The organism is Microbacterium sp. Soil_C_42 (assembly GCF_057656735.1).
This window is the reverse complement of the sequence record NZ_JBDGJU010000050.1, coordinates 1-19461: the sequence shown is the minus strand read 5'-3', so window position 1 is coordinate 19461 and position 19461 is coordinate 1. Positions and strand designations below refer to the sequence as shown.

The 19461-nt window shown below is 70.8% G+C and carries 17 protein-coding genes; 14 read left to right on the top strand and 3 right to left on the bottom strand.

Annotated features, from left to right (window positions below):
* On the top strand, nucleotides 1-190 hold a 190-nt coding region (locus tag AC3A46_RS18070; protein ID WP_487666454.1), incomplete at its 5' end, for a hypothetical protein.
* Nucleotides 191-239: 49 nt separating this feature from the next.
* Here the strand turns inward: AC3A46_RS18070 and AC3A46_RS18065 are convergent.
* A complete protein-coding gene (locus tag AC3A46_RS18065; protein ID WP_487666453.1) occupies nucleotides 240-1148 on the bottom strand; it encodes a LysR family transcriptional regulator in 909 nt (302 codons plus the stop codon).
* A 164-nt stretch (nucleotides 1149-1312) separates the two neighbouring features.
* Between AC3A46_RS18065 and AC3A46_RS18060 the strand changes: the two genes are divergently transcribed.
* From AC3A46_RS18060 to AC3A46_RS18025, 8 genes are all read left to right on the top strand, one after another.
* Nucleotides 1313-5068 (top strand): proline dehydrogenase family protein, encoded by a 3756-nt coding sequence (locus AC3A46_RS18060; RefSeq protein ID WP_487666452.1) that lies wholly within the window; start codon nucleotides 1313-1315, stop codon nucleotides 5066-5068.
* 231 nt (nucleotides 5069-5299) lie between these two features.
* Nucleotides 5300-6634 (top strand): ABC transporter substrate-binding protein, encoded by a 1335-nt coding sequence (locus AC3A46_RS18055; RefSeq protein ID WP_487666451.1) that lies wholly within the window; start codon nucleotides 5300-5302, stop codon nucleotides 6632-6634.
* 102 nt (nucleotides 6635-6736) lie between these two features.
* Nucleotides 6737-7642, top strand: coding sequence for a carbohydrate ABC transporter permease (locus tag AC3A46_RS18050; protein ID WP_487666450.1), 906 nt, complete (start codon nucleotides 6737-6739; stop codon nucleotides 7640-7642).
* Between the two features lie 7 nt (nucleotides 7643-7649).
* The gene (locus tag AC3A46_RS18045) at nucleotides 7650-8609 is read left to right on the top strand and encodes a carbohydrate ABC transporter permease (protein ID WP_487666449.1); all 960 of its coding nucleotides are present in this window, start codon (nucleotides 7650-7652) and stop codon (nucleotides 8607-8609) included.
* Nucleotides 8610-8611: 2 nt separating this feature from the next.
* The gene (locus AC3A46_RS18040; RefSeq protein ID WP_487666448.1) at nucleotides 8612-9916 is read left to right on the top strand and encodes an arabinan endo-1,5-alpha-L-arabinosidase; all 1305 of its coding nucleotides are present in this window, start codon (nucleotides 8612-8614) and stop codon (nucleotides 9914-9916) included.
* Nucleotides 9913-10593: a YesL family protein gene (locus tag AC3A46_RS18035; RefSeq protein ID WP_487666447.1), complete on the top strand. Its 681-nt coding sequence runs from the start codon at nucleotides 9913-9915 to the stop codon at nucleotides 10591-10593. Before AC3A46_RS18040 ends, AC3A46_RS18035 begins: the two co-directional genes overlap by 4 nt.
* Nucleotides 10594-10686: 93 nt before the next feature.
* Nucleotides 10687-12216: an arabinosylfuranosidase ArfA gene (gene arfA / locus AC3A46_RS18030; RefSeq protein ID WP_487666446.1), complete on the top strand. Its 1530-nt coding sequence runs from the start codon at nucleotides 10687-10689 to the stop codon at nucleotides 12214-12216.
* Nucleotides 12213-13214 carry an arabinan endo-1,5-alpha-L-arabinosidase gene (locus tag AC3A46_RS18025; protein ID WP_487666445.1) on the top strand — a complete coding sequence of 334 codons (1002 nt, stop codon included), beginning with the start codon at nucleotides 12213-12215 and terminating at the stop codon, nucleotides 13212-13214. The genes arfA and AC3A46_RS18025 overlap by 4 nt, the downstream gene beginning before the upstream one ends.
* Before the next feature lie 25 nt (nucleotides 13215-13239).
* On the opposite strand, the gene AC3A46_RS18020 is transcribed toward AC3A46_RS18025, so the two are convergent.
* The gene (locus AC3A46_RS18020; RefSeq protein WP_487666444.1) at nucleotides 13240-14256 is read right to left on the bottom strand and encodes a LacI family DNA-binding transcriptional regulator; all 1017 of its coding nucleotides are present in this window, start codon (nucleotides 14254-14256) and stop codon (nucleotides 13240-13242) included.
* 211 nt (nucleotides 14257-14467) lie between these two features.
* On the opposite strand from AC3A46_RS18020, the gene AC3A46_RS18015 reads away from it, so the two are divergent.
* The 5 genes from AC3A46_RS18015 to rocD all read left to right on the top strand — a co-directional run bounded on the left by AC3A46_RS18015 (nucleotide 14468) and on the right by rocD (nucleotide 18442).
* Complete coding sequence (locus AC3A46_RS18015; protein ID WP_310249173.1) at nucleotides 14468-14902, top strand: hypothetical protein; 435 nt, start codon at nucleotides 14468-14470, stop codon at nucleotides 14900-14902.
* Complete coding sequence (locus AC3A46_RS18010; RefSeq protein ID WP_056371865.1) at nucleotides 14902-15117, top strand: helix-turn-helix transcriptional regulator; 216 nt, start codon at nucleotides 14902-14904, stop codon at nucleotides 15115-15117. Before AC3A46_RS18015 ends, AC3A46_RS18010 begins: the two co-directional genes overlap by 1 nt.
* A gap of 1 nt (nucleotide 15118) precedes the next feature.
* On the top strand, nucleotides 15119-16165 hold the full coding sequence (locus AC3A46_RS18005) for an NAD(P)-dependent alcohol dehydrogenase (RefSeq protein ID WP_487666443.1): 1047 nt from the start codon (nucleotides 15119-15121) through the stop codon (nucleotides 16163-16165).
* 142 nt (nucleotides 16166-16307) lie between these two features.
* A complete protein-coding gene (gene ddaH, locus AC3A46_RS18000; protein WP_487666442.1) occupies nucleotides 16308-17192 on the top strand; it encodes a dimethylargininase in 885 nt (294 codons plus the stop codon).
* 23 nt (nucleotides 17193-17215) lie between these two features.
* Nucleotides 17216-18442 (top strand): ornithine--oxo-acid transaminase, encoded by a 1227-nt coding sequence (gene rocD / locus AC3A46_RS17995; protein WP_487666441.1) that lies wholly within the window; start codon nucleotides 17216-17218, stop codon nucleotides 18440-18442.
* A gap of 29 nt (nucleotides 18443-18471) precedes the next feature.
* On the opposite strand, the gene AC3A46_RS17990 is transcribed toward rocD, so the two are convergent.
* The coding region (locus tag AC3A46_RS17990) for a molybdopterin-dependent oxidoreductase (protein WP_487666440.1) at nucleotides 18472-19461 on the bottom strand (990 nt) is incomplete at its 5' end.

Sequence of the window (19461 nt, the reverse complement as noted above, 5' to 3'; positions counted from 1 at the left end):
CGACGTCGACCCCTACGTCGCCGGCGCCGGTCCCCGCACCGCCGCCGCACCGCCGGTCGCCGCGCACACGGGCGACGCCGCCGGCGACCGGGACGCGGTGCTCGAGGGCACCGAGCGCGACCGCCGCGCGACCACGGACGAGCGGCCGCCGACTCCGCCCGAACGGCGCGAGCACACCGAGCGCACCTGACCGGGAGACGGATGCTGCGACCCCGCCACGGCGCCGCCCTCGGGCCCCGCTAGGAGCCCGGGGGCGCAGCATCCGTCCGCCGCAGCGGAAACGCGTCGTGCAGGGCGCGCCGAACCTCCAGGATGCCCGCGCGTGCCCGCGACGCGCTGCGCTGCGCGGTGAAGATCTCGCGCGCGGGGCGACCGGGAAGATCGCGCAGCGACACCGGGACCACGGACCCGTCCCACAGCAGATCGGGCAGCACGGCGACCGCTCGCCCCGCCGCGACCAGACGCGCGTGGGCCGACAGATCGGCCAGCTCGTACCGCACGTCCGGTTCGAAGCCCGCGGCGCGGCACTGCTGCACCGCCCACAGGCGGGCGGCGGTGCCGGCGGGCTCCATCACCCACGGGCGATCGCGGAGGTCGTCGATCGAGCGAGCGGGATCAGCGGATGGCACGGCCAGATGGATCGGGTCGGTGCCGAGCGGGTCGCGCTCGAGACCTGGTGCGTGGGCACGCGTGTGCCCGGGGTACTGCTCGGCGATCACGAGGTCGACGCCCCGCGCCGTGAGCTCGAACAGCCCGAGCTCGGGAGGCATCTCGACGAGCTCGACGCGAAGATCGGGTGCGCGTTCGGACAGCAGTCCGAGCGCGGCGGGCACGATGGCGAGCGCGGCGGTCTGCATGACCGCGACGCGCACCGGCGCGAGCCCCGGGTGCAGGGACTCGAGCTCGCCGCGCGCCTGCTCGTCGAGATCGAGTGCCCGCGCGGCGTGGGCCGCCAGGACGCGTCCGTGCTCCGTGAGCCGCACCCGCCGCCCTTCCGGCGCCAGGAGCGCGACGCCGGCCTCCTTCTCGAGCTGCGCGAGCTGCTGGGAGATCGTGGACGGACTGTACGAGAGCGCCTCGGCGACGGCGGCGAGCGTGCCGCGCAGCGCGAGCTCGTGGAGCAGCCTGAGACGACGCAGCTCGAACATCAGCATCCCATCGAGAAATCCGAACGATATCGATCGTAGATGATCGCTTTTCACGAATGAATGGATGCCTCACCCTTGACCTCATGCAGCAGGTGAACCCGATCGCGCACATTGAGGTGCAGGCTGGAAGCACGGAGTCCGACGACGTGGCAACGGGAGTGCGAATGCAAGTACGACGCGACGAGCACGTGGCCGGTGAGGCGGTCGCCCTCGCGCAGCGGTGGATCGCCGAGAGCGCCGAGGTCGAGGTCGACCCGGCGGCGCAGCGACTGGCGGGCGTGCTCAAGGACCCGAACGGCCTGCCGTTCACCATCGGGTTCGTCGACGGCGTGATGCGTCCCGAGAGCCTGTCCGCCGCGGCATCGCATCTGCATCGCGTCGCGCCCCTCGTGCCCGGGTTCCTGCCCTGGTACCTGCGCGGCGCCGTCCGTGTGGGCGGCGCGGTCGCGCCGGTGCTGCCGTCGCCGGTGGTGCCGATCGCGCGGCGCGTCCTGCGCGAGATGGTCGGGCACCTCGTCGTCGACGCCCGTCCTGACAAGCTCGGTCCCGCGATCGCCGCGCTTCGTGAGAGCGGCGCCCGGCTCAACCTCAACCTCCTCGGCGAGGCGGTGCTCGGCGAGCAGGAGGCGCGGCGTCGGCTCGAGGGCATCCACGAGCTCATCCGCCGCCCCGACGTCGACTATGTCTCGGTCAAGGTGTCGGCGATCGCCAGCCACATCTCGATGTGGGCGTTCGACGAGGTCGTCGACAAGGTCGTCGCTCGGCTGCGGCCGCTGTACCTCACGGCCGCTTCGCCCACGAGCTCGGTGAACGGGCCGACGTTCATCAACCTCGACATGGAGGAGTACCGCGATCTCGATCTCACGATCGCGGTGTTCACGCGCCTCCTCGAGGACCCGCGCCTGCGGCAGCTCGAAGCCGGCATCGTGCTCCAGGCGTACCTTCCCGACGCCCTGCCCGCGCTCGAGCGGCTCACCGCGTGGGCACAGGAGCGCGTCGCGAACGGCGGCGCGCGCATAAAGGTGCGGCTCGTGAAGGGTGCGAACCTCGCGATGGAGCGCGTCGACGCGGTCATGCACGACTGGAGCCTCGCCACGTACGGCGAGAAGGTCGACTCCGACGCGAACTACGTGCGCTGCCTCCGCTTCGCACTCGAGAAGGAGCGCACCCGCGCGGTGCGGATCGGCGTCGCGGGCCACAACCTCTTCGACATCGCCTACGCGTGGCTGCTGGCCGGCGAGGCCGGTGTGCGCGACCATGTCGAGTTCGAGATGCTGCTCGGCATGGCGCAGGGCCAGGTCGAGGCGGTCACGCGCGAGGTCGGCCATGTGCTGCTGTACGTGCCGGTCGTGCGTCCCGACGAGTTCGACGTCGCGATCAGCTACCTGGTGCGACGCCTCGAGGAGAACGCCTCGAGCGACAACTTCCTGTCGGCCGCCTTCGACCTCGCCGACGACCCGGCCATGTTCGACCGTGAGCGCGACCGGTTCCTCGCCTCCCTCGCCCGCGCCGACGATCCGGCGCTCGCGACCGGCGCGAACCGTGTGCAGGACCGCGCCGCCGAGGCGATCGCGACCACCGACCCCGAAGCGGCCCGAGCCGACTCCCCCCGCGCGCAGGCGCGCCTGCGCCGCGTCGCCGGGGCGCCCGATGAGGCCAGTCCGACCCAGGCCGTGATCGGCATCGCGCGCTCGGCGGTGCCGGGCGACACCGCCCCGGTCGAGCGGTCCGTCCCCGAGCAGGTGTTCGGCGCCGAGGCGTTCGTCGAGACCGCGGTGTTCGCTCCGCGCGAGTCCGCGGCCCGCGTCGCGGGCGCACCGGGCTTCCGCAACACCGCTGACACCGACCCGGCCCTCCCGGCGAACCGGGCCTGGGCGCGCAGCATCCTGTCCCGCATCGAGACCTCGAGCGCGGGCGACGCCACGGTCGAGGCCGCCCGTGTCGCCGACGAGCGTGCGCTGCTGGGCATCGTGACGCGCGTGCGCGACGCCGCGCCGGCGTGGGGCGCTCTCCCGGCCGCCGAGCGCAGCCTGGTGCTGGCCGCCGCCGCACGCGCCCTCGAGGCCCGTCGCGGCGAGCTCATCGAGGTCGCCGCCTCCGAGACCGGCAAGGTCTTCGCCGAGGCCGATGTCGAGGTGAGCGAGGCCGTCGACTTCGCGAACTACTACGCCGCCACCGCGCGCGAACTCGACCGCGTGAGCGGCGCCGTCTTCGAGCCGGCCCGGCTCACCGTCGTCACGCCGCCGTGGAACTTCCCGATCGCGATCCCCGCCGGTGGCGTGCTGGCGGCGCTCGCCGCGGGATCCGGCGTGGTCTTCAAGCCCGCACCTCAGGCGCGGCGCTGCGCGGCGGTCGTCGCCGAAGCGCTGTGGGATGCGGGCGTGCCGCGCGACGTGCTCGTCCTCGTCGACATCGACGAGGGCGGTCTCGGGCAGACGCTGCTGTCGCACCCCGATGTCGACCGCGTGATCCTCACCGGCGCGTGGGAGACGGCGGCCCTGTTCCGCTCGTGGCGCCCCGACCTGCCGCTGCTCGCCGAGACCAGCGGCAAGAACGCGATGATCGTCATGCCGACGGCGGACCTCGATCTCGCGGCATCCGATCTCATCAAGAGCGCGTTCGGCCACGCCGGCCAGAAGTGCTCCGCCGCGTCGCTCGCGATCCTCGTGGGTCCGGTCGGGCACTCGCAGCGCTTCGCGCGTCAGCTGGTGGATGCTGCGACCTCCCTGCGCGTCGGAGTGCCGTCCGACCCGCTCAGCGAGGTCGGCCCGGTCGTCGAGGTGCCGCGCGGCAAGCTGCAGTGGGCGCTGACCACCCTCGACGAGGGGGAGAAGTGGCTCGTCGAGCCGACGCGCGTGGACGCCGCTCCCGAGTACGAGGGGCGGCTCTGGACCCCCGGCATCCGCACCGGCGTGCAGCCGGGCTCGCGCTTCCACCGCGAGGAGTTCTTCGGTCCCGTCCTCGGCATCATGCACGCGTCGTCGCTCGCGCACGCGATCGAGCTGCAGAACGCCGTGGCCTACGGCCTCACCGCCGGGCTCTACACGCAGGATCCCGACGACCTCGCGCTGTGGCTCGATCGCGTCGAGGCCGGAAACCTCTACGTCAACCGCGGCATCACCGGCGCGATCGTGCAGCGCCAGCCGTTCGGCGGCTGGAAGCGCTCGTCGGTCGGCGCCGGCGCCAAGGCGGGCGGGCCCAACTACCTCGTCGGCCTCGGCCGGTGGCGCGCCACCTCCGGCGCCCCGTCGTCGGCGACGCTGCACCTGCGTGGCCTGGACACCCGCATCGTCGCCCTCATCGAGGCGGCGCAGCCGTCGCTGGACTACGAGGCGTTCGAGTGGCTCCGTCGCGGCGCCCTGTCGGACGCCATCGCGTGGGACCGCGAGTACGGCCAGGTCAAGGACGTGTCGGGCCTCGGCGTCGAGCGCAACCTCTTCCGCTACCGCCCGATCCCGGCCGTCGCGCTGCGTGCCACGGCCGACGCCTCGTGGCAGGCGGTGCTGCGCGTCGTGATCGCGGGACTCCGGGCGGGCTCGCGGCTGACTCTGTCGGCGCCGGTCGGCCTTCCTGCCGCGGTGCGCCGGGTTCTGGCCGAAGAGGACGTCGCCGTCTTCGTCGAGACCGACGAGCAGTGGCTCGGCCGTCTCAGCGCCGTCGACATCGTCGCCGCTGCCGTTGATGCCGACCCCGAGCCGCGGCCCGCGCGCGTGCGACTGATCGGCCGGCGCGAGTCTGTCCAGGCTCTGCACACCCTCATGGCGGAGGCGGTCGCCGGCGACCCCGACCTCGCGGTCTACGACAACGAGGTGACCACCGCCGGCCGGCTCGAGCTGCTGCCGTTCCTCCATGAGCAGTCCGTGACGATCACCGCGCACCGCTTCGGCAACCCTGACCCCTGGAGCGAGTCCGTCATCTGACGCGTGGATTCCGGATGCTGCGACCCGCGGCATCCGGAATCCTCTCGTCGCGCTTCTACAACGTTAGAACTTTCTGGGCGCTTCGGCTTGACATCGCCGCGGCGCGCGTCGCACACTGTTTTCCACCGAACAATTCCAACGTTGTAAATCAACGAAGGCACACCCACGGTCAGCGACGATCGATCTCCTGATCCGAGCGCTGACCACCACAGCACTACGAGAGGAAACGTGATGACGAAGTCACGGAAGTCGGTCGTCGCCGCAGCGGCGATGCTCGCCGCCGGCGGCCTGATCCTGTCCGGCTGCGCCGGCGGCTCGGGCGACGGCGGCAGCGAGCAGCTGACCTTCATGTTCCGCGGCAGCGACGCCGAGAAGGCGGCTTACACCGCGGCCATCGAGCAGTTCGAGAAGGACAACGACGTCGACGTCAAGATCATCATGACGACGGCCGACGAGTACAGCACCAAGCTCAAGGCGGCGATCACGGGCAAGCAGGTGCCCGACGTCTTCTACGTCGACCCGGGAAGCGTGCAGGCCTACGTCAAGACCGGCATCATCAGGGACATCACCGAGGACGTCGAGAGCGACGAAGACCTCGACCTCGACAATGTCTGGCAGTACGGCGTCGACAGCTACCGCTTCGACGGCAAGCTGATGGGCCAGGGTGCGATCTACGCGATGCCCAAGGACGTCGGCCCGTTCTCGTTCGGCTACAACCGCACGATGTTCGAGAAGGCCGGCATCCCGCTCCCCGACAAGGACACCCCCTACACGTGGGACCAGTTCGTCGACGTGGCCAAGCAGCTCACGCAGGACACCAACGGCGACGGCACGCTCGACCAGTGGGGCACCGGACTCAACGTGCAGTGGAACCTGCAGCCGTTCGTGTGGTCGAACGGCGGCGACTGGCTGAACGAGGACCGGACCGAGGTCACCGTCGACAGCCCCGAGTTCGCCGAGGCGCTGCAGTGGTTCGCGGACCTGTCCAACGTCGAGGGCGTCACGCCGTCCACCGCCGACGCGCAGACGCTCGACACGTACCAGCGCTGGATGCAGGGCCAGATCGGCTTCTTCCCGGTGGGCCCGTGGGACGTGCCGGTCTACGAGAAGCTCGACTTCGACTGGGATCTCATCCCCTACCCTGTCGGCGCCACCGGTGAGACCGCGACCTGGACCGGCACCCTCGGCATCGCCGTGAGCGAGAGCACCAAGGACCCCGAGACGGCCGCGAAGCTCGCCATCTACCTGTCGACCGACCGCACCGCGCAGCAGTCGCTCGTCGACGCCGGCGTGCAGATCCCCAACCTGATCGACATGGCCAACGAGTGGGTCACCGCGTCGACGCTCCCGCCCGAGAACAAGCAGGAGTTCCTCGACATCGTCCAGGACTACGGCCGCGCGCTGCCCGCGAACACCACCTACAGCGCCGAGTGGTACGACGAGCTGTTCAAGAACATCCAGCCCGTGCTCGACGGTGAGCAGACCGCCGCGGACTACCTGGAGGAAGTCCAGCCGCGCATGCAGGAGATGCTCGACAAGGCCAACGCCGACGCCGGCATCGGCTGATCCCGGAACGGATGCCGCGGCCCGCGCCGCGCCGCGATCTCCGGCCGCGCCGGGGCGCGGCATCCGTCCCCTCCTCCTGCTTCTGAAGAAACGAGGTTCCCCATGTCGACGACGACACCCGTCCGCCGCTCGCGGCTGCACCGCCGCGAGCACCGCGCGGCCCTCGCGTTCGTCGCGATCCCGGTCGTCGGGTTCCTGGCCTTCACCGGCTACCCGCTGGTGTTCTCGGTGTACGCGTCGTTCACCAAGTGGAACGGCCTGAGCGAGCCGGTGTTCAACGGGCTCGACAACTTCGCCGAGATGGCCGCCGACCCGTACTTCTGGCAGGCCATGGGCAACACGATCTTCTACATGATCGGCATCCCGATCGGCCTGATCCTGTCGCTGATGCTCGCGCTCGCGCTCAACCGCAAGATGCGCGGCACCACCTTCTTCCGCACGGTCTACTACGTGCCGGTGATCTCATCGCTGGCAGCCGTGGCGATCCTCTGGCAGTGGGCCTACAACGGCGATTTCGGCCTGGTGAACCAGGTGCTCGCGCTGTTCGGCATCGAAGGCCCGAACTGGCTGCAGAACGCGGCGACCGTGAAGCCGGCGATCATCATCATGGCCGTCTGGAAGGGCCTGGGCTACTCGATGCTGCTGTACCTCGCGGCGCTGCAGTCGGTGCCCCGGCACCTGTACGAGGCCGCCGCGCTGGACGGCGCCGGCGCGTGGGGCCAGTTCCGCCACATCACGGTGCCCCTGCTCAGCCCGGTCACGTTCTTCCTCGTCGTCACGAGCATCATCGGCGGCGCGCAGATCTTCATCGAGATCAACATCATGACCCCCACCGGCGGCCCGGAGTTCAGCTCCGCCTCGATCGTCTGGTACATCTGGCAGAAGGCGTTCAACTACCTGCAGATGGGCTACGCGACGGCGATGTCGGTGGTCCTCGGCCTGCTCGTCTTCGTCGTGACCGCGATCCAGTTCCGGCTCAACCGCCGCTTCCAGTTCTCGATCGACTGAGGCCATCATGACGCTCACCACTCCCGACACCCTGTCCGCGCTCGACGCGGAGGTCACCGGCAAGACCCGACGTCTGCCGAAGCGCCGTCTCGGCCGTGCCACCGGCAACACCGCCGGCGTGCCCCGCCGTGCGTCCGCATCGCGCCGCCTCGTGAACGTCGTGCTCATCGCGCTGCTGTCGATCGGCGGCATCGTGATGATCGCCCCGCTGCTGTGGACGTTCAGCACCTCGCTCAAGACCCGCGAAGCCGTCTTCGCCCTGCCGCCGCAGTGGATCCCCGATCCCGTGATGTGGGAGAACTACGTGCGGGTCTGGTCGGCCGGGCCGCTCCTCTCGGGCATCGTGAACTCGATCATCGTGTCGGCGACGGTGACGATCATCGGCACGGTCACCTCGATGCTCGCGGCCTTCGCGTTCGCGAAGCTGCGCCTGCCCGCCAAGAACCTGCTGTTCCTGATGCTGCTGTCGGCGATCATGATCCCGTTCCCGACGATCATGATCCCGCAGTTCAAGGTGTTCGCCGACCTCGGCATGGTCGACACCCTGTGGCCGCTGATCCTCCCGGGCGTCTTCGGCAACATCGTGATGATCTTCTTCATCCGCCAGTACCTCGACTCGGTTCCGGACTCGATCATCGAGGCGGCCAAGATCGACGGCGCCGGCTACCTGCGCATCTTCTTCACGCTGATCTTCCCCGCGATCCGGCCGGCGATCGCCGCGCAGTTCATCCTGTGGTTCATGGCGGTCTGGAACGACTACCTCGCGCCGATCATCTACCTGAACTCGCCCGAGAAGCAGACGCTGCAGCTCGTCATCGCGAGCTTCAACGCGACCTACGCCAGCCAGACGGACTACCCGCTGATCATGGCGGCGTCGTTCATCGCGCTGATCCCGGTGCTCGCCGTGTTCGTCATCTTCCAGCGGCAGATCATCGAGTCGGTCGCGCTGACCGGGGCGAAGGGCTGATCATGTCGCTCCCGATCGCAGACCCGGCCTCCGACCCGACGACCTGGGGTGCGCGCAACGCGCACGATCCCACCGTGGTGCGCGGCGACGACGGCCAGTGGTACATGTTCTCGACGGATGCCGCCGCCGGCGTCGACGCCATCCCCGCGGGCGTCCACGTGCGCACGTCGCCCGACCTGGTCCACTGGACGTTCGTCGGCACCGCCCTCGACGGCGTCCCCGCTCGGGCCCTCGCGCACACCGGCGCCGCAGGACTCTGGGCGCCCGAGGTCGTGCGCTGGCCGACCGCCGACGGTTCGCCGCGCTGGCACATGTACTACTCGGCCTCCACGTTCGGGTCGCGGACGTCCGTCATCGGACTCGCGACGGCCGCGTCCCCGGCTGGGCCCTGGACGGATGCCGGACCCGTCGTCTCGACCACGCACGACGTCGACGGGCACAACGCCATCGACGCCGCCGTCGTCTTCGACCGAGCGGGGCGCCCGTGGTTCACGTACGGCTCGTTCTTCGGCGGCATCCACATCCTGCCGCTCGATCCCGCGACGGGCTTCGCGCAGCGCCCCGGCGAGACCGGCACGCTCATCGCCCGCCGCCCGGCGAGCGTCGACGGCGCCGTCGAGGGCGCGTACATCGTGTACCGCCCCGAAGAGGACCGGTACGTGCTGTTCGTGTCGTACGACTCGCTGTTCGACAGCTACAGCGTGCGCGTCGCGGTGGCCGACGAGGTCACCGGCCCCTACGTCGACGTGAACGGCCGGTCACTCACCGACACTGCGGGCGATGCACCGGATGCCGTGGGCACCAAGATCCTCGGCGGCCACGTGTTCCCCGGCGGCACGGCCTGGATCGCACCCGGTCACAACTCGGTGTTCCGCGACGGCGATCGGCTCTTCGTCGTCCATCACGTGCGCCGGGCCGACGACCCCACGCGGCACGAGGCGCAGATCCGCCGCGTGCACGTCACGGCCACGGGCTGGCCGCTGGTGTCGCCGCACCCGTTCGCCGGGTACGAGGCTGAGCGCCTGCCGCAGGCGGAGGGCGTCGACGGCGACTGGAACGTGGTGCGGCTGGATCCGGCGCGGCGCGGGGTGGAGGCATCCGTCCCCCTGCGCGTGATCGCCGCCGCCCAGACCGACGGCGACGCCATGACGACTCCGCTCATCGTGCAGGCGGAAGGCGGAGACATCGTGCTCGACGCGGTCGTGTTCGGTGCGTGGGACCCGGTGGCCGAGCGCGCCGTGCTCGCATTCGCCGGGCTCGACGCCGAAGGCGTCGTGTGGACCGGGTCGAAGGCGGTGACGCCATGATCACCGAATACGGCTGGGCCGGTCGTGTGATGGCGTGGCTGCGGATCGTCGCGGGCCTCATCGTCGTGAACCTGCTCTTCCTCGCCGGAACCGTCGTGGGTCTCGTCGTGCTCGGCGTCGCGCCGGCCGCGCTCGCCGCGACGGCCTGCCTCACCCGCATGCGCGACGGCGACGCAGAGGCCGGGCTCGTGCGCGAGTTCGCCGCCGTCTACCGCGCGCAGTTCTGGCGCGCGAACCTGATCGGCCTGCCGTTCGGGGTCGTCGCGGTGCTGCTCGCCGCCGACACCGCGGTGCTCCCGGCGCTCGACGGCGTCGCGGCCGCGGCGCTCGCCGGGTTCACCTGGATCGTGGGCGCCGTCGCCGTGCTCGCGTTCGCCTGCGCGCTGACCGTGGCCGTCCGCTACGACGAGACCGCCGGCGCGGTGCTCCGCTACGCCGCGGTGCTGCCGTTCACGTCGCCCGTCATGAGCCTCGTCATGCTCGTGAGCCTGGCATCCGGCGCGGTCGCGCTGGCACTTCTGCCGGTGCTCGTCCCGCTGGTCGGACCCGCCGTGCTCCTCTTCGTCGCGGGGTGGTTCGTCGACCACCGCCTCGCCGCGCTCGACCCCGACCACCCCCGCGCCGGCGACCGCCGGCGTGATCCCGCACCTTCGGCAGGGGCATCCGCCATCCCCTGATCACCCGCGGGAACACCCCTCGCTTGCGGCGCACCCGTGCCGGAACGTCCCTGCCGCGCTGCCCGCAGCCGGCCCGTCCTTGGAGAACAGAACGTGACCATCACGACCACCACGACAGCCACGACCGCCACGGCCCGCGTCTCGGTCGACCGCGAGGCCGTCGTCGCACCGATCGACCGCCGCATCTTCGGCTCGTTCGTCGAGCACCTCGGCCGCTGCGTGTACGACGGCATCTACGAGCCCGGCCACCCGACGGCGAACGAGGACGGCTTCCGGCTCGACGTCGTCGACCTCGTGCGCGAGCTCGGCTCGACCACCATCCGCTACCCCGGCGGCAACTTCGTGTCGGGCTTCCGCTGGGAGGACAGCGTCGGACCGCGCGACCGGCGCCCCGTGCGCCGAGACCTCGCCTGGCACTCGCTCGAGACCAATCAGGTCGGCGTCGACGAGTTCTCGCGCTGGCTCAAGCTCACCGGCTCCGAGCTGATGATGGCGGTCAACCTCGGCACGCGCGGCATCGAGGCGGCCCTCGACCTGCTCGAGTACTGCAACCACCCGTCGGGCACGACCCTCAGCGACCAGCGCATCGCGAACGGCTCGGTGGAGCCGCACGGGATCCGCATGTGGTGCCTCGGCAACGAGATGGACGGCCCCTGGCAGACGGGCTACATGACCGCCGACGACTACGGCAAGCTCGCCGCGCGCACCGCCCAGGCGATGAAGGCCGCCGACCGTGACCTCGAGCTCGTCGTGTGCGGCTCGTCGGGCTCGGCCATGCCGACGTTCGGCGACTGGGAGCGCACGGTGCTCGAGCACGCCTACGACCACGTCGACTTCATCTCCTGCCACGCGTACTACCAGGAGCGCGGCGGCGACCTCGCGTCGTACCTCGCGTCGTCGCTCGACATGCAGTACTTCATCGAGACGGTCGTCTCGACCGCCGACCACGTCGGCAACAAGCTGAAGTCTTCGAAGAAGATCAAGCTCTCGTTCGACGAGTGGAACATCTGGTACCTGGACGAGCACCGCGAGTCCGACGAGGTGAACGCCGAGTGGCGTTACGCGCCGCGCCAGCTCGAGGACGTCTACTCGGTGGCCGACGCCGTCGTGCTCGGCAACCTGATGATCACGCTGCTGAAGAACCACGACCGGGTCGCCTCCGCCTCGCTCGCACAGCTGGTCAACGTCATCGCGCCGATCATGACCGAGCCCGGCGGGGCGGCGTGGCGCCAGACGACGTTCTTCCCGTTCTCGGTGACGTCGCGCCTCGCGCGCGGCGAGGTGCTGAAGCCCCGCATCGACGCCGGCACCTACGAGACGTCCGTGTACGGCGATGCGCCGCTCGTCGACTCGGTGGTCACGTTCGACGCCAGCGCCGCGGCGGTGTTCCTCGTCAACCGCAGCCAGACCGAGGCCATCGAGGTCACCGTCGACGTGTCCGAGCTGGGGGTCGCCGCGGTGGCCGAGGCGCTCACGCTGTGGGACGACGACGTGTACGCCAAGAACACGCTCGCCGACCAGGAGCGTGTCGGGCTCAAGACCCTCGACGGCGTCGTCCTCGAGGACGGCACCCTCACCGTCACCCTGCCGCCGGTGTCGTGGTCGGCGATCGCCCTCGCATGACCCGTGCGGGCCGGCGGGCGGCGGCCGCAGCAACCATCCTCGCGATCCTCGCGCTCGCGACCGGATGCGCGGCCGCGCCCGCCGTGCCCGCCCCCACGGGCGACACCTTCGTGCACGATCCCGCGTTGGTGGTGGGGGAGGAGGGCGAGGCGTCGTTCTTGTACTCGACCGGCGACGGGCGGATCGGCGACGGCAACATCCAGATCCGGCGGTCGCCCGACGGCGTGGACTGGGAGGACGCCGGCACGGTGTGGGACGAGAAGCCCGCGTGGCTCGTCGAGGCGGTCCCCGGTGTCGACAACCTGTGGGCCCCCGAGCTCTACGAGCACGACGGCACGTGGTACCTGTACTACTCGGCGTCGACGTTCGGCAAGAACACGTCGCTGATCGCGCTCGCCACGAACACGACGCTCGACCCCGAGGATCCCGGTTACGAGTGGGTGGACCGTGGCGTCGTGATCGAGTCGGCGGGCACCGACTTCAACGCGATCGACCCCGGCATCGTCGAGGACGAGGACGGCCAGCCCTGGATGGCGTTCGGCTCGTTCTGGAGCGGCATCCGCATGGTGCCGCTCGAGTGGCCGAGCGGGCTGCGCGCCGATGAGTCCGAACCGCTCCTCATCGCCGACCGGCAGCTGCCGCCCAACGCCATCGAGGCGCCGTACATCCTCCCTCACGAGGGCTTCTACTACCTGTTCGTCTCGAAGGACTTCTGCTGCAAGGGCGTCGACAGCACGTACTCGATCGCCGTCGGCCGCTCCGCGTCCGTGACCGGGCCGTACGTCGACGCCGACGGCGTCCCGCTCCTCGAGGACGGCGGCACCCCGGTGCTCGTCTCCGACGGCACCCGCGTGGGGCCGGGCGGCCAGTCGGTCTCGGCCGGGCTCCTCGCCTTCCATCTCTACGACGCCGACCTCGACGGCCAGTTCCGACTCGGCGTGCTGCCGCTCGAGTGGCGGGACGGCTGGCCGACCGCGGAGTGGCCGGCGCAGGACTGAGCGGACTCCGCGCGACGTTCCCGGTTCAGCGGGGGACGGCGGGCGCGGACTCGCGCTGCACGATCTCGAAGTCGGCGAGGAGCAGCCGCGGGGGGACGTCGAGACCGCCCATGCGCTCGATGAGCGTCGAGACGGCCGTGCGAGCGATCCAGTCGCTGCCGGGATCGACGGTCGTGAGCGAGGGGATCGAGTACTGCGCCTCGTCGATGTCGTCGAAGCCGAGCACGGCGACGTCGTCGGGCACGCGCAGGCCCGCCTCCTGCAGGGCGCGCATCGCGCCGAAGGCGAGCGTGTCGTTGAGGGCGAACACGGCGTCGAAGGGCACGTCGCGCTGGATGATCTCGCGCATGGAGCGTGCGCCGTTGGCGCGGTGCCACTCGATCGACGGACCGATCAGCCGCCCGTCGAACGGGATGCCGCGTGCCTCGAGCGCCTCGCGGTATCCCTGCAGGCGCAGCGCGGCCGAGCCGATGAGCTCTCCTTCGTGGGCGCCGACGATCGCGATACGGCGGCGACCGGAGTCGATGAGGTACTCGGTCGCCGCGCGGGCCGCCTCGACGTTGCGCATCGTGAGGTGGTCGGTCGGGCCGTCGAAGATCCGCTCGCCCAGCAGCACGAGCGGGTAGTCGACGTCGAGGTGCGCGACGTCGGCCTGGCTCATCTCGAGCGGACTGAAGATGAGCCCGTCGCTCATCTTGCGCCGGGGGCTGGTCAGCAGGTCGAGCTCGCGCTGGCGGCCGCCGCTGCCGGTCTGCTCGATCGTGACGACGAGACCGGATGCCTCAGCTGCGGCGATCACGGCGGCGGCGAGCTCTGCGAAGTAGGCGAGCGCGAGGTCGGGAACCGCGAGCGCGATCGAGCCGGTGCGGCCCGATCGGAGGCTGCGCGCGGTGAGGTTGGGCGTGTAGTCCAGCTCCGCGATGGCGGCCTCGACCCGCTCCTTCGTGGTGGGGCGGATGTGCGGGTAGTCGTTGATGACGTTCGACACCGTCTTGATCGACACGCCGGCGAGACGGGCGACGTCGTGCAGTGTGGCGGCCATCGTCACATCCCCCCTCGTCGAGCGATCTCGACCTGATCAGAGCCTACAACGTTGTAGGAGCTCCACCGCGTTGCGCCCTCATTGTGGCCGAGGCGAGGCATCCGTATCAATCGATCGGATCGTCCGCGATCGGATGTAAAGAATTCTTGACAGTCAGCGATGGCGGGCTTATCGTCGATGTAAAGAATCCTTTACATCACCGGGAGGGGTCGTGGTCTACGAAGAGCGCAACATCTGGGCGAGCCTCATCGTCAGCGCGATCGGCATGGTCGTCTACGTCGTGATCGTGCTGCAGCAGGCCGACGGAGGGCCGCTGACCGACGTCGACTGGGTGCCGATCATGCTGTGGATCATCGGCGCCAGCATCGTCGGAGCGATCGTGGTGAGCATCGTGTGGGGGATGCTCGCCGGCATGCGCGACCCCGACGGCGTGGGCAAGTCCGACCAGCGCGATCGTGACATCGCGCACATGTCGACGCGCGTCGGCCAGGCCTTCCTCGTGATCGCGGGACTCGGCGTCATCATCCTGTGCGCGTTCGAGGCCGACTGGTTCTGGATCGCCAACGCCATGTTCTTCGGGTTCGCGCTGTCCTCGATCGTCGGCGGCATCGCGAGCGTCATCGCCTACCGCCGCGGGCTCGTCTGATGGTCAAGCCCACCAAGGTCACCAACACCATCCGCGCCGTGCGCGAGGCGGCGGGGATCACCCAGGCAGAGCTCGCGCGCCGGGTCGGTGTCACCCGGCAGACCCTCATCGCCATCGAGCAGGGCCGGTACTCGCCGACCCTCGAACTCGCCTTCCAGCTCGCCCGCGCCTTCGGCGTCGGACTCGACGACCTCTTCGACTACCCGGAGGAATGACATGCCGAAGACGCTCCACGGGCCTGCGGCCCGGCGCACCGACTCCATGCCCGCGTGGACGCAGCATCGCTACGGCGAGTCCGACGTGGTCGCACTCGAGAACATCGACGTGCCGGCGCCGGGCCGCGGCCAGGTGCTGCTGCGCCTGCGCGCGACCGCTCTCAACAACGGCGACGTCCGCATCATGCGCGGCGAACCCCTCCTCGTGCGACTCGCGTTCGGGCTGCGCCGTCCGCGCCAGTCGGTGCGGGGGATGGATGCCGCCGCCACCGTCGTCGGCATCGGCGCCGGCGTGACCGCGTTCGCCATCGGCGACGAGGTCGTCTGCGAGCTGCCGGCCGGGGGCGGGCTCGCCCGCTACGCCGTCTCGCCGGTCGGCCGTCTCGTGCGCCGCCCGCCCGAGCTCGATCCGGCCGTCGCCGCGACCCTGCCGATCGCCGCCGGAACGGCGTGGCAGGCGCTCGAGCTCGCGGGAGTGGGGGATGGCGCCGCCGCGGGTGCATCGCCGAGACGGGTGCTCGTGATCGGGGCGTCCGGCGGGGTGGGCACGTTCGCGGTGCAGCTTGCGGCAGGCCGGGGCGCCGAGGTGTGGGCACTGTGCGGCGAGCGCAACCGAGAGCTCGTGGAGAGTCTCGGTGCGGCGCGCGCGTTCGACTATCACGCGGTGCAGCCGGGGTCGCCCGAACTGGGGGATGGCCGGTTCGACGCCGTGCTCGACATCGCCGGCACCGCACCGCTGCGGGTGCTGCGGCGGCTGGTGCGGGACGGTGGACGCGTGGTTCTGGTGTCGGGCGAGGGCGGGCGCGTCTTCGGTCCGATCGGACGGCTGGCGGCAGCATCCGTCCTCTCGATCGGCTCGAAGCGGGCGCTGCGTCCGCTCGGCGCCGTCGCGAAGGCCGACGTGCGCACGCAGGTGGTCGCGCTCGCCGCGACGGGGGGCCTGAGCCCGGTCATCGAGCACCGGTACCCGTTCGCCGAAGCGGGCGGCGCGCTCGCGCGCATCGCCGACGGCCACGTCGCGGGCAAGGTGGTCGTGCTCGCGGAGTGACGCGGCGGCAGCATCCGCCACCTCTCATTTCCAGGCCGGGCACAGGGTCCGTGAGACAATGGACGTGGCGTGCCCGGATCGATGGCTTCTCCAGCTCCGCCGGGCCTCTGGACAGCGTCCGCCGCGCCTCTACAGGAGCAAGATGTCCACGCAGAACACCGCGCCCGCCACCGCCCCGGTCACCGGGTCCGCCTCCGGCCGGATCCAGCAGGTCCGCCGCTACCTGATGTGCCGCCCCGAGCACTTCACGGTCAGCTACACCATCAACCCGTGGATGGAGCCGGCCAACCCGACCGACACCGCCCTCGCGGTGCGCCAGTGGCAGGCACTCTACGACACGTACCTCGCGCTCGGCCACGAGGTGCACCTCATCGACCCCATCGAGGGTCTTCCCGACATGGTCTACACGGCCAACGGCGGGTTCGTCATCGACAACGTCGCGTACGGCGCGAAGTTCCGCTTCCAGGAGCGCGTTCCCGAGGGGCCCGCGTTCATGGACTGGTTCCGTGACAACGGCTTCGAGGTCGCGGAGCCCGTCGAGGTCAACGAGGGCGAGGGTGACTTCCTGCTCGTCGGCGACACGATCCTCGCGGGCACCGGCTTCCGCTCGACCGGCGACAGCCACCGCGAGCTCGCCGACGTGTTCGGCAAGGAGGTCGTGAGCCTCAACCTCGTCGACCCGCGGTTCTACCATCTCGACACCGCGATCTCGGTGCTCGACCCCGTCGAGGGCCCCGGTGGCGTCGAGAAGGCCAACATCGCGTACCTCGAGCACGCCTTCGACGCGCACAGCCAGGCGATCCTCGCCGAGCGCTTCCCCGACGCGATCCGCGTCGCCGACGCCGACGGTGCCGTGTTCGGGCTCAACTCGGCCAGCGACGGACTGAACGTGATCATCTCGCCGCGTGCGACGGGCTTCGAGGCCCAGCTGCGCGAGCGCGGCTACAACCCGGTGCTCGTCGACCTCTCCGAGCTGCTGCTCGGCGGCGGCGGTATCAAGTGCTGCACGCTCGAGCTGCGACGCTGACCCGCGCGAAAGAGGAGTCCCTGATGACCGCCGCCTCCACCTCACTCGATGCGGCGATGAGCCAGATCATCGCCGCCGAAGAGGAGCACGTCGCCCACAACTACCACCCGCTCCCGGTCGTGATCTCGCGCGGCGAGGGAGCATGGGTGACGGATGTCGAGGGCAAGCGCTACCTCGACCTGCTCTCGGCCTACTCGGCCCTCAACTTCGGGCACGGGCATCCCGCGATCCTCGCCGCCGCGCAGGAGCAGCTGAACCGGCTGACGCTCACCAGCCGCGCGTACCACAACGACCGTCTCGGCCCCTTCGCCGCCGCGCTCGCCGAGCTCTGCGGCAAGGACCTCGTGCTGCCGATGAACACCGGCGCCGAGGCGGTCGAGACCGGCATCAAGGTCGCCCGCGCATGGGGCTACCGCGTGAAGGGCGTCGCTCCCGACGCCGCGAAGATCATCGTGGCGCACGGCAACTTCCACGGCCGCACCACCACCATCGTCGGCTTCAGCGACGACAAGCAGGCGCGGGACGGCTTCGGTCCGTTCACGCCCGGGTTCGTGTCGGTGCCTTTCGGCGACGCGGCGGTCATCGACGCCGCGATCACCGCCGACACGGTGGCCGTGCTCATCGAGCCGATCCAGGGCGAGGCGGGCGTCATCCTCCCGCCCGAGGGGTACCTCGAGAAGGTGCGGGAGATCTGCACCCGCCGCGGGGTGCTGCTCATCGCCGACGAGATCCAGTCCGGCCTCGGCCGGGTGGGGGAGACGTTCGCGTGCGACCGTGAGGGCGTCGTTCCCGACGTCTACCTCCTCGGCAAGGCGCTGGGCGGCGGCATCCTTCCGCTGTCGGCGGTCGTCGCCGACCGCGACGTGCTCGGGGTGATCCACCCGGGCGAGCACGGCTCGACGTTCGGCGGCAACCCGCTGGCCGCGGCCGTGGGGCTCCGGGTGGTCGAGATGCTGCAGACCGGCGAGTTCCAGGGCCGCGCGAAGCTCCTCGGCGAGCACCTCGGGGCGAAGCTCCAGGAGCTCGTCGGCCACGGGGTCACCGCGGTGCGCGTCGCGGGCCTCTGGGCCGGCGTCGACATCGACCCCGAGGTCGGCACCGGGCGCGAGATCGCCGAGCGCCTCATCGGGCGCGGGGTTCTGGCGAAGGACACCCACGGCCAGACGATCCGCATCGCGCCGCCGCTCGTCGTGCGCGCGACCGAACTGGACTGGGCGGTCGAGCAGCTGCGCTTCGTGCTCGCGGGCTGAGGCGCCCGAGGTCGGGACTCTGCGGCGGCTCAGGCCACGTCGACGTTGAGCTGCTGCCACCCCGTCGCGCCGTCGGGCGCGGGCCACGCGTCGGTCTCGGTCTGCCGTTCGCCCTGCGCGTTGGTGGCGCGGCAGCGGATCGCGTGGGAGCCGCGCTCGGCCGTCCACGGGATCGACCACTGCACCCACGTGTCGTCCGAGATCGCCGACGCGAGGGTCGCCTCGCGCCACGGCCCGCCGTCGACCTGCACCTCGACCTTCGCGATGCCCACGTGCTGCTGCCAGGCGACACCTGCGATGGTGGTGTCGCCGGCGCTCAGTCCCTGGCCGCTGCGCGGCAGGTCGATGCGTGACTGCAGCTTGATCGGCCCCTTCGCCGACCACCCCCGCGTCGTCCAGTACGCGGTGGCCTTGTCGAACCGCGTCACCTCGAGCGCGGTGACCCACTTGGTCGCCGAGACGTAGCCGTACAGCCCCGGGACGACCATGCGCACCGGGAAGCCGTGCTCCGCCGGGAGCGGTTCGTCGTTCATCCCGACGGCGAGGATCGCGTTGCGGCCCTCCTCCTGCAGCACCTCGAGCGGCGTGCTCGCGGTGAAGCCGTCGATCGAGCGCGACAGCACCATGTCGGCGTCGGACGTCGGCCGGGCGCGTTCGAGCAGCCGGCGGATCGGATACCCGAGCCACTTGGCGTTGCCGATGAGGTCGCCGCCGACGGGGTTCGAGACGCACGCGAGGGTGGTCCAGCTCTCCTCCAGGGGAAGCGCGAGCAGCTCGTCCCAGCCGATCTCGATCTCGTTCTCCACGAGGCCGTGGATGCGCAGGCTCCAATCGCCCGGGTCCACCTGCGGCACGACGAGTGCGGTGTCGATGCGATAGAAGCTCGCGTTCGGGGTCACGACCGGCGTCATGCCGGTGAGCTCCAGCTGCGCACCCGCGGGCACCGCGGGCGCCGCGACCGCGGGCGCGGGAAGGCGCAGCGCCTGCCGCACCGCGGTGACGGTGCGCGCGCCCGCCTG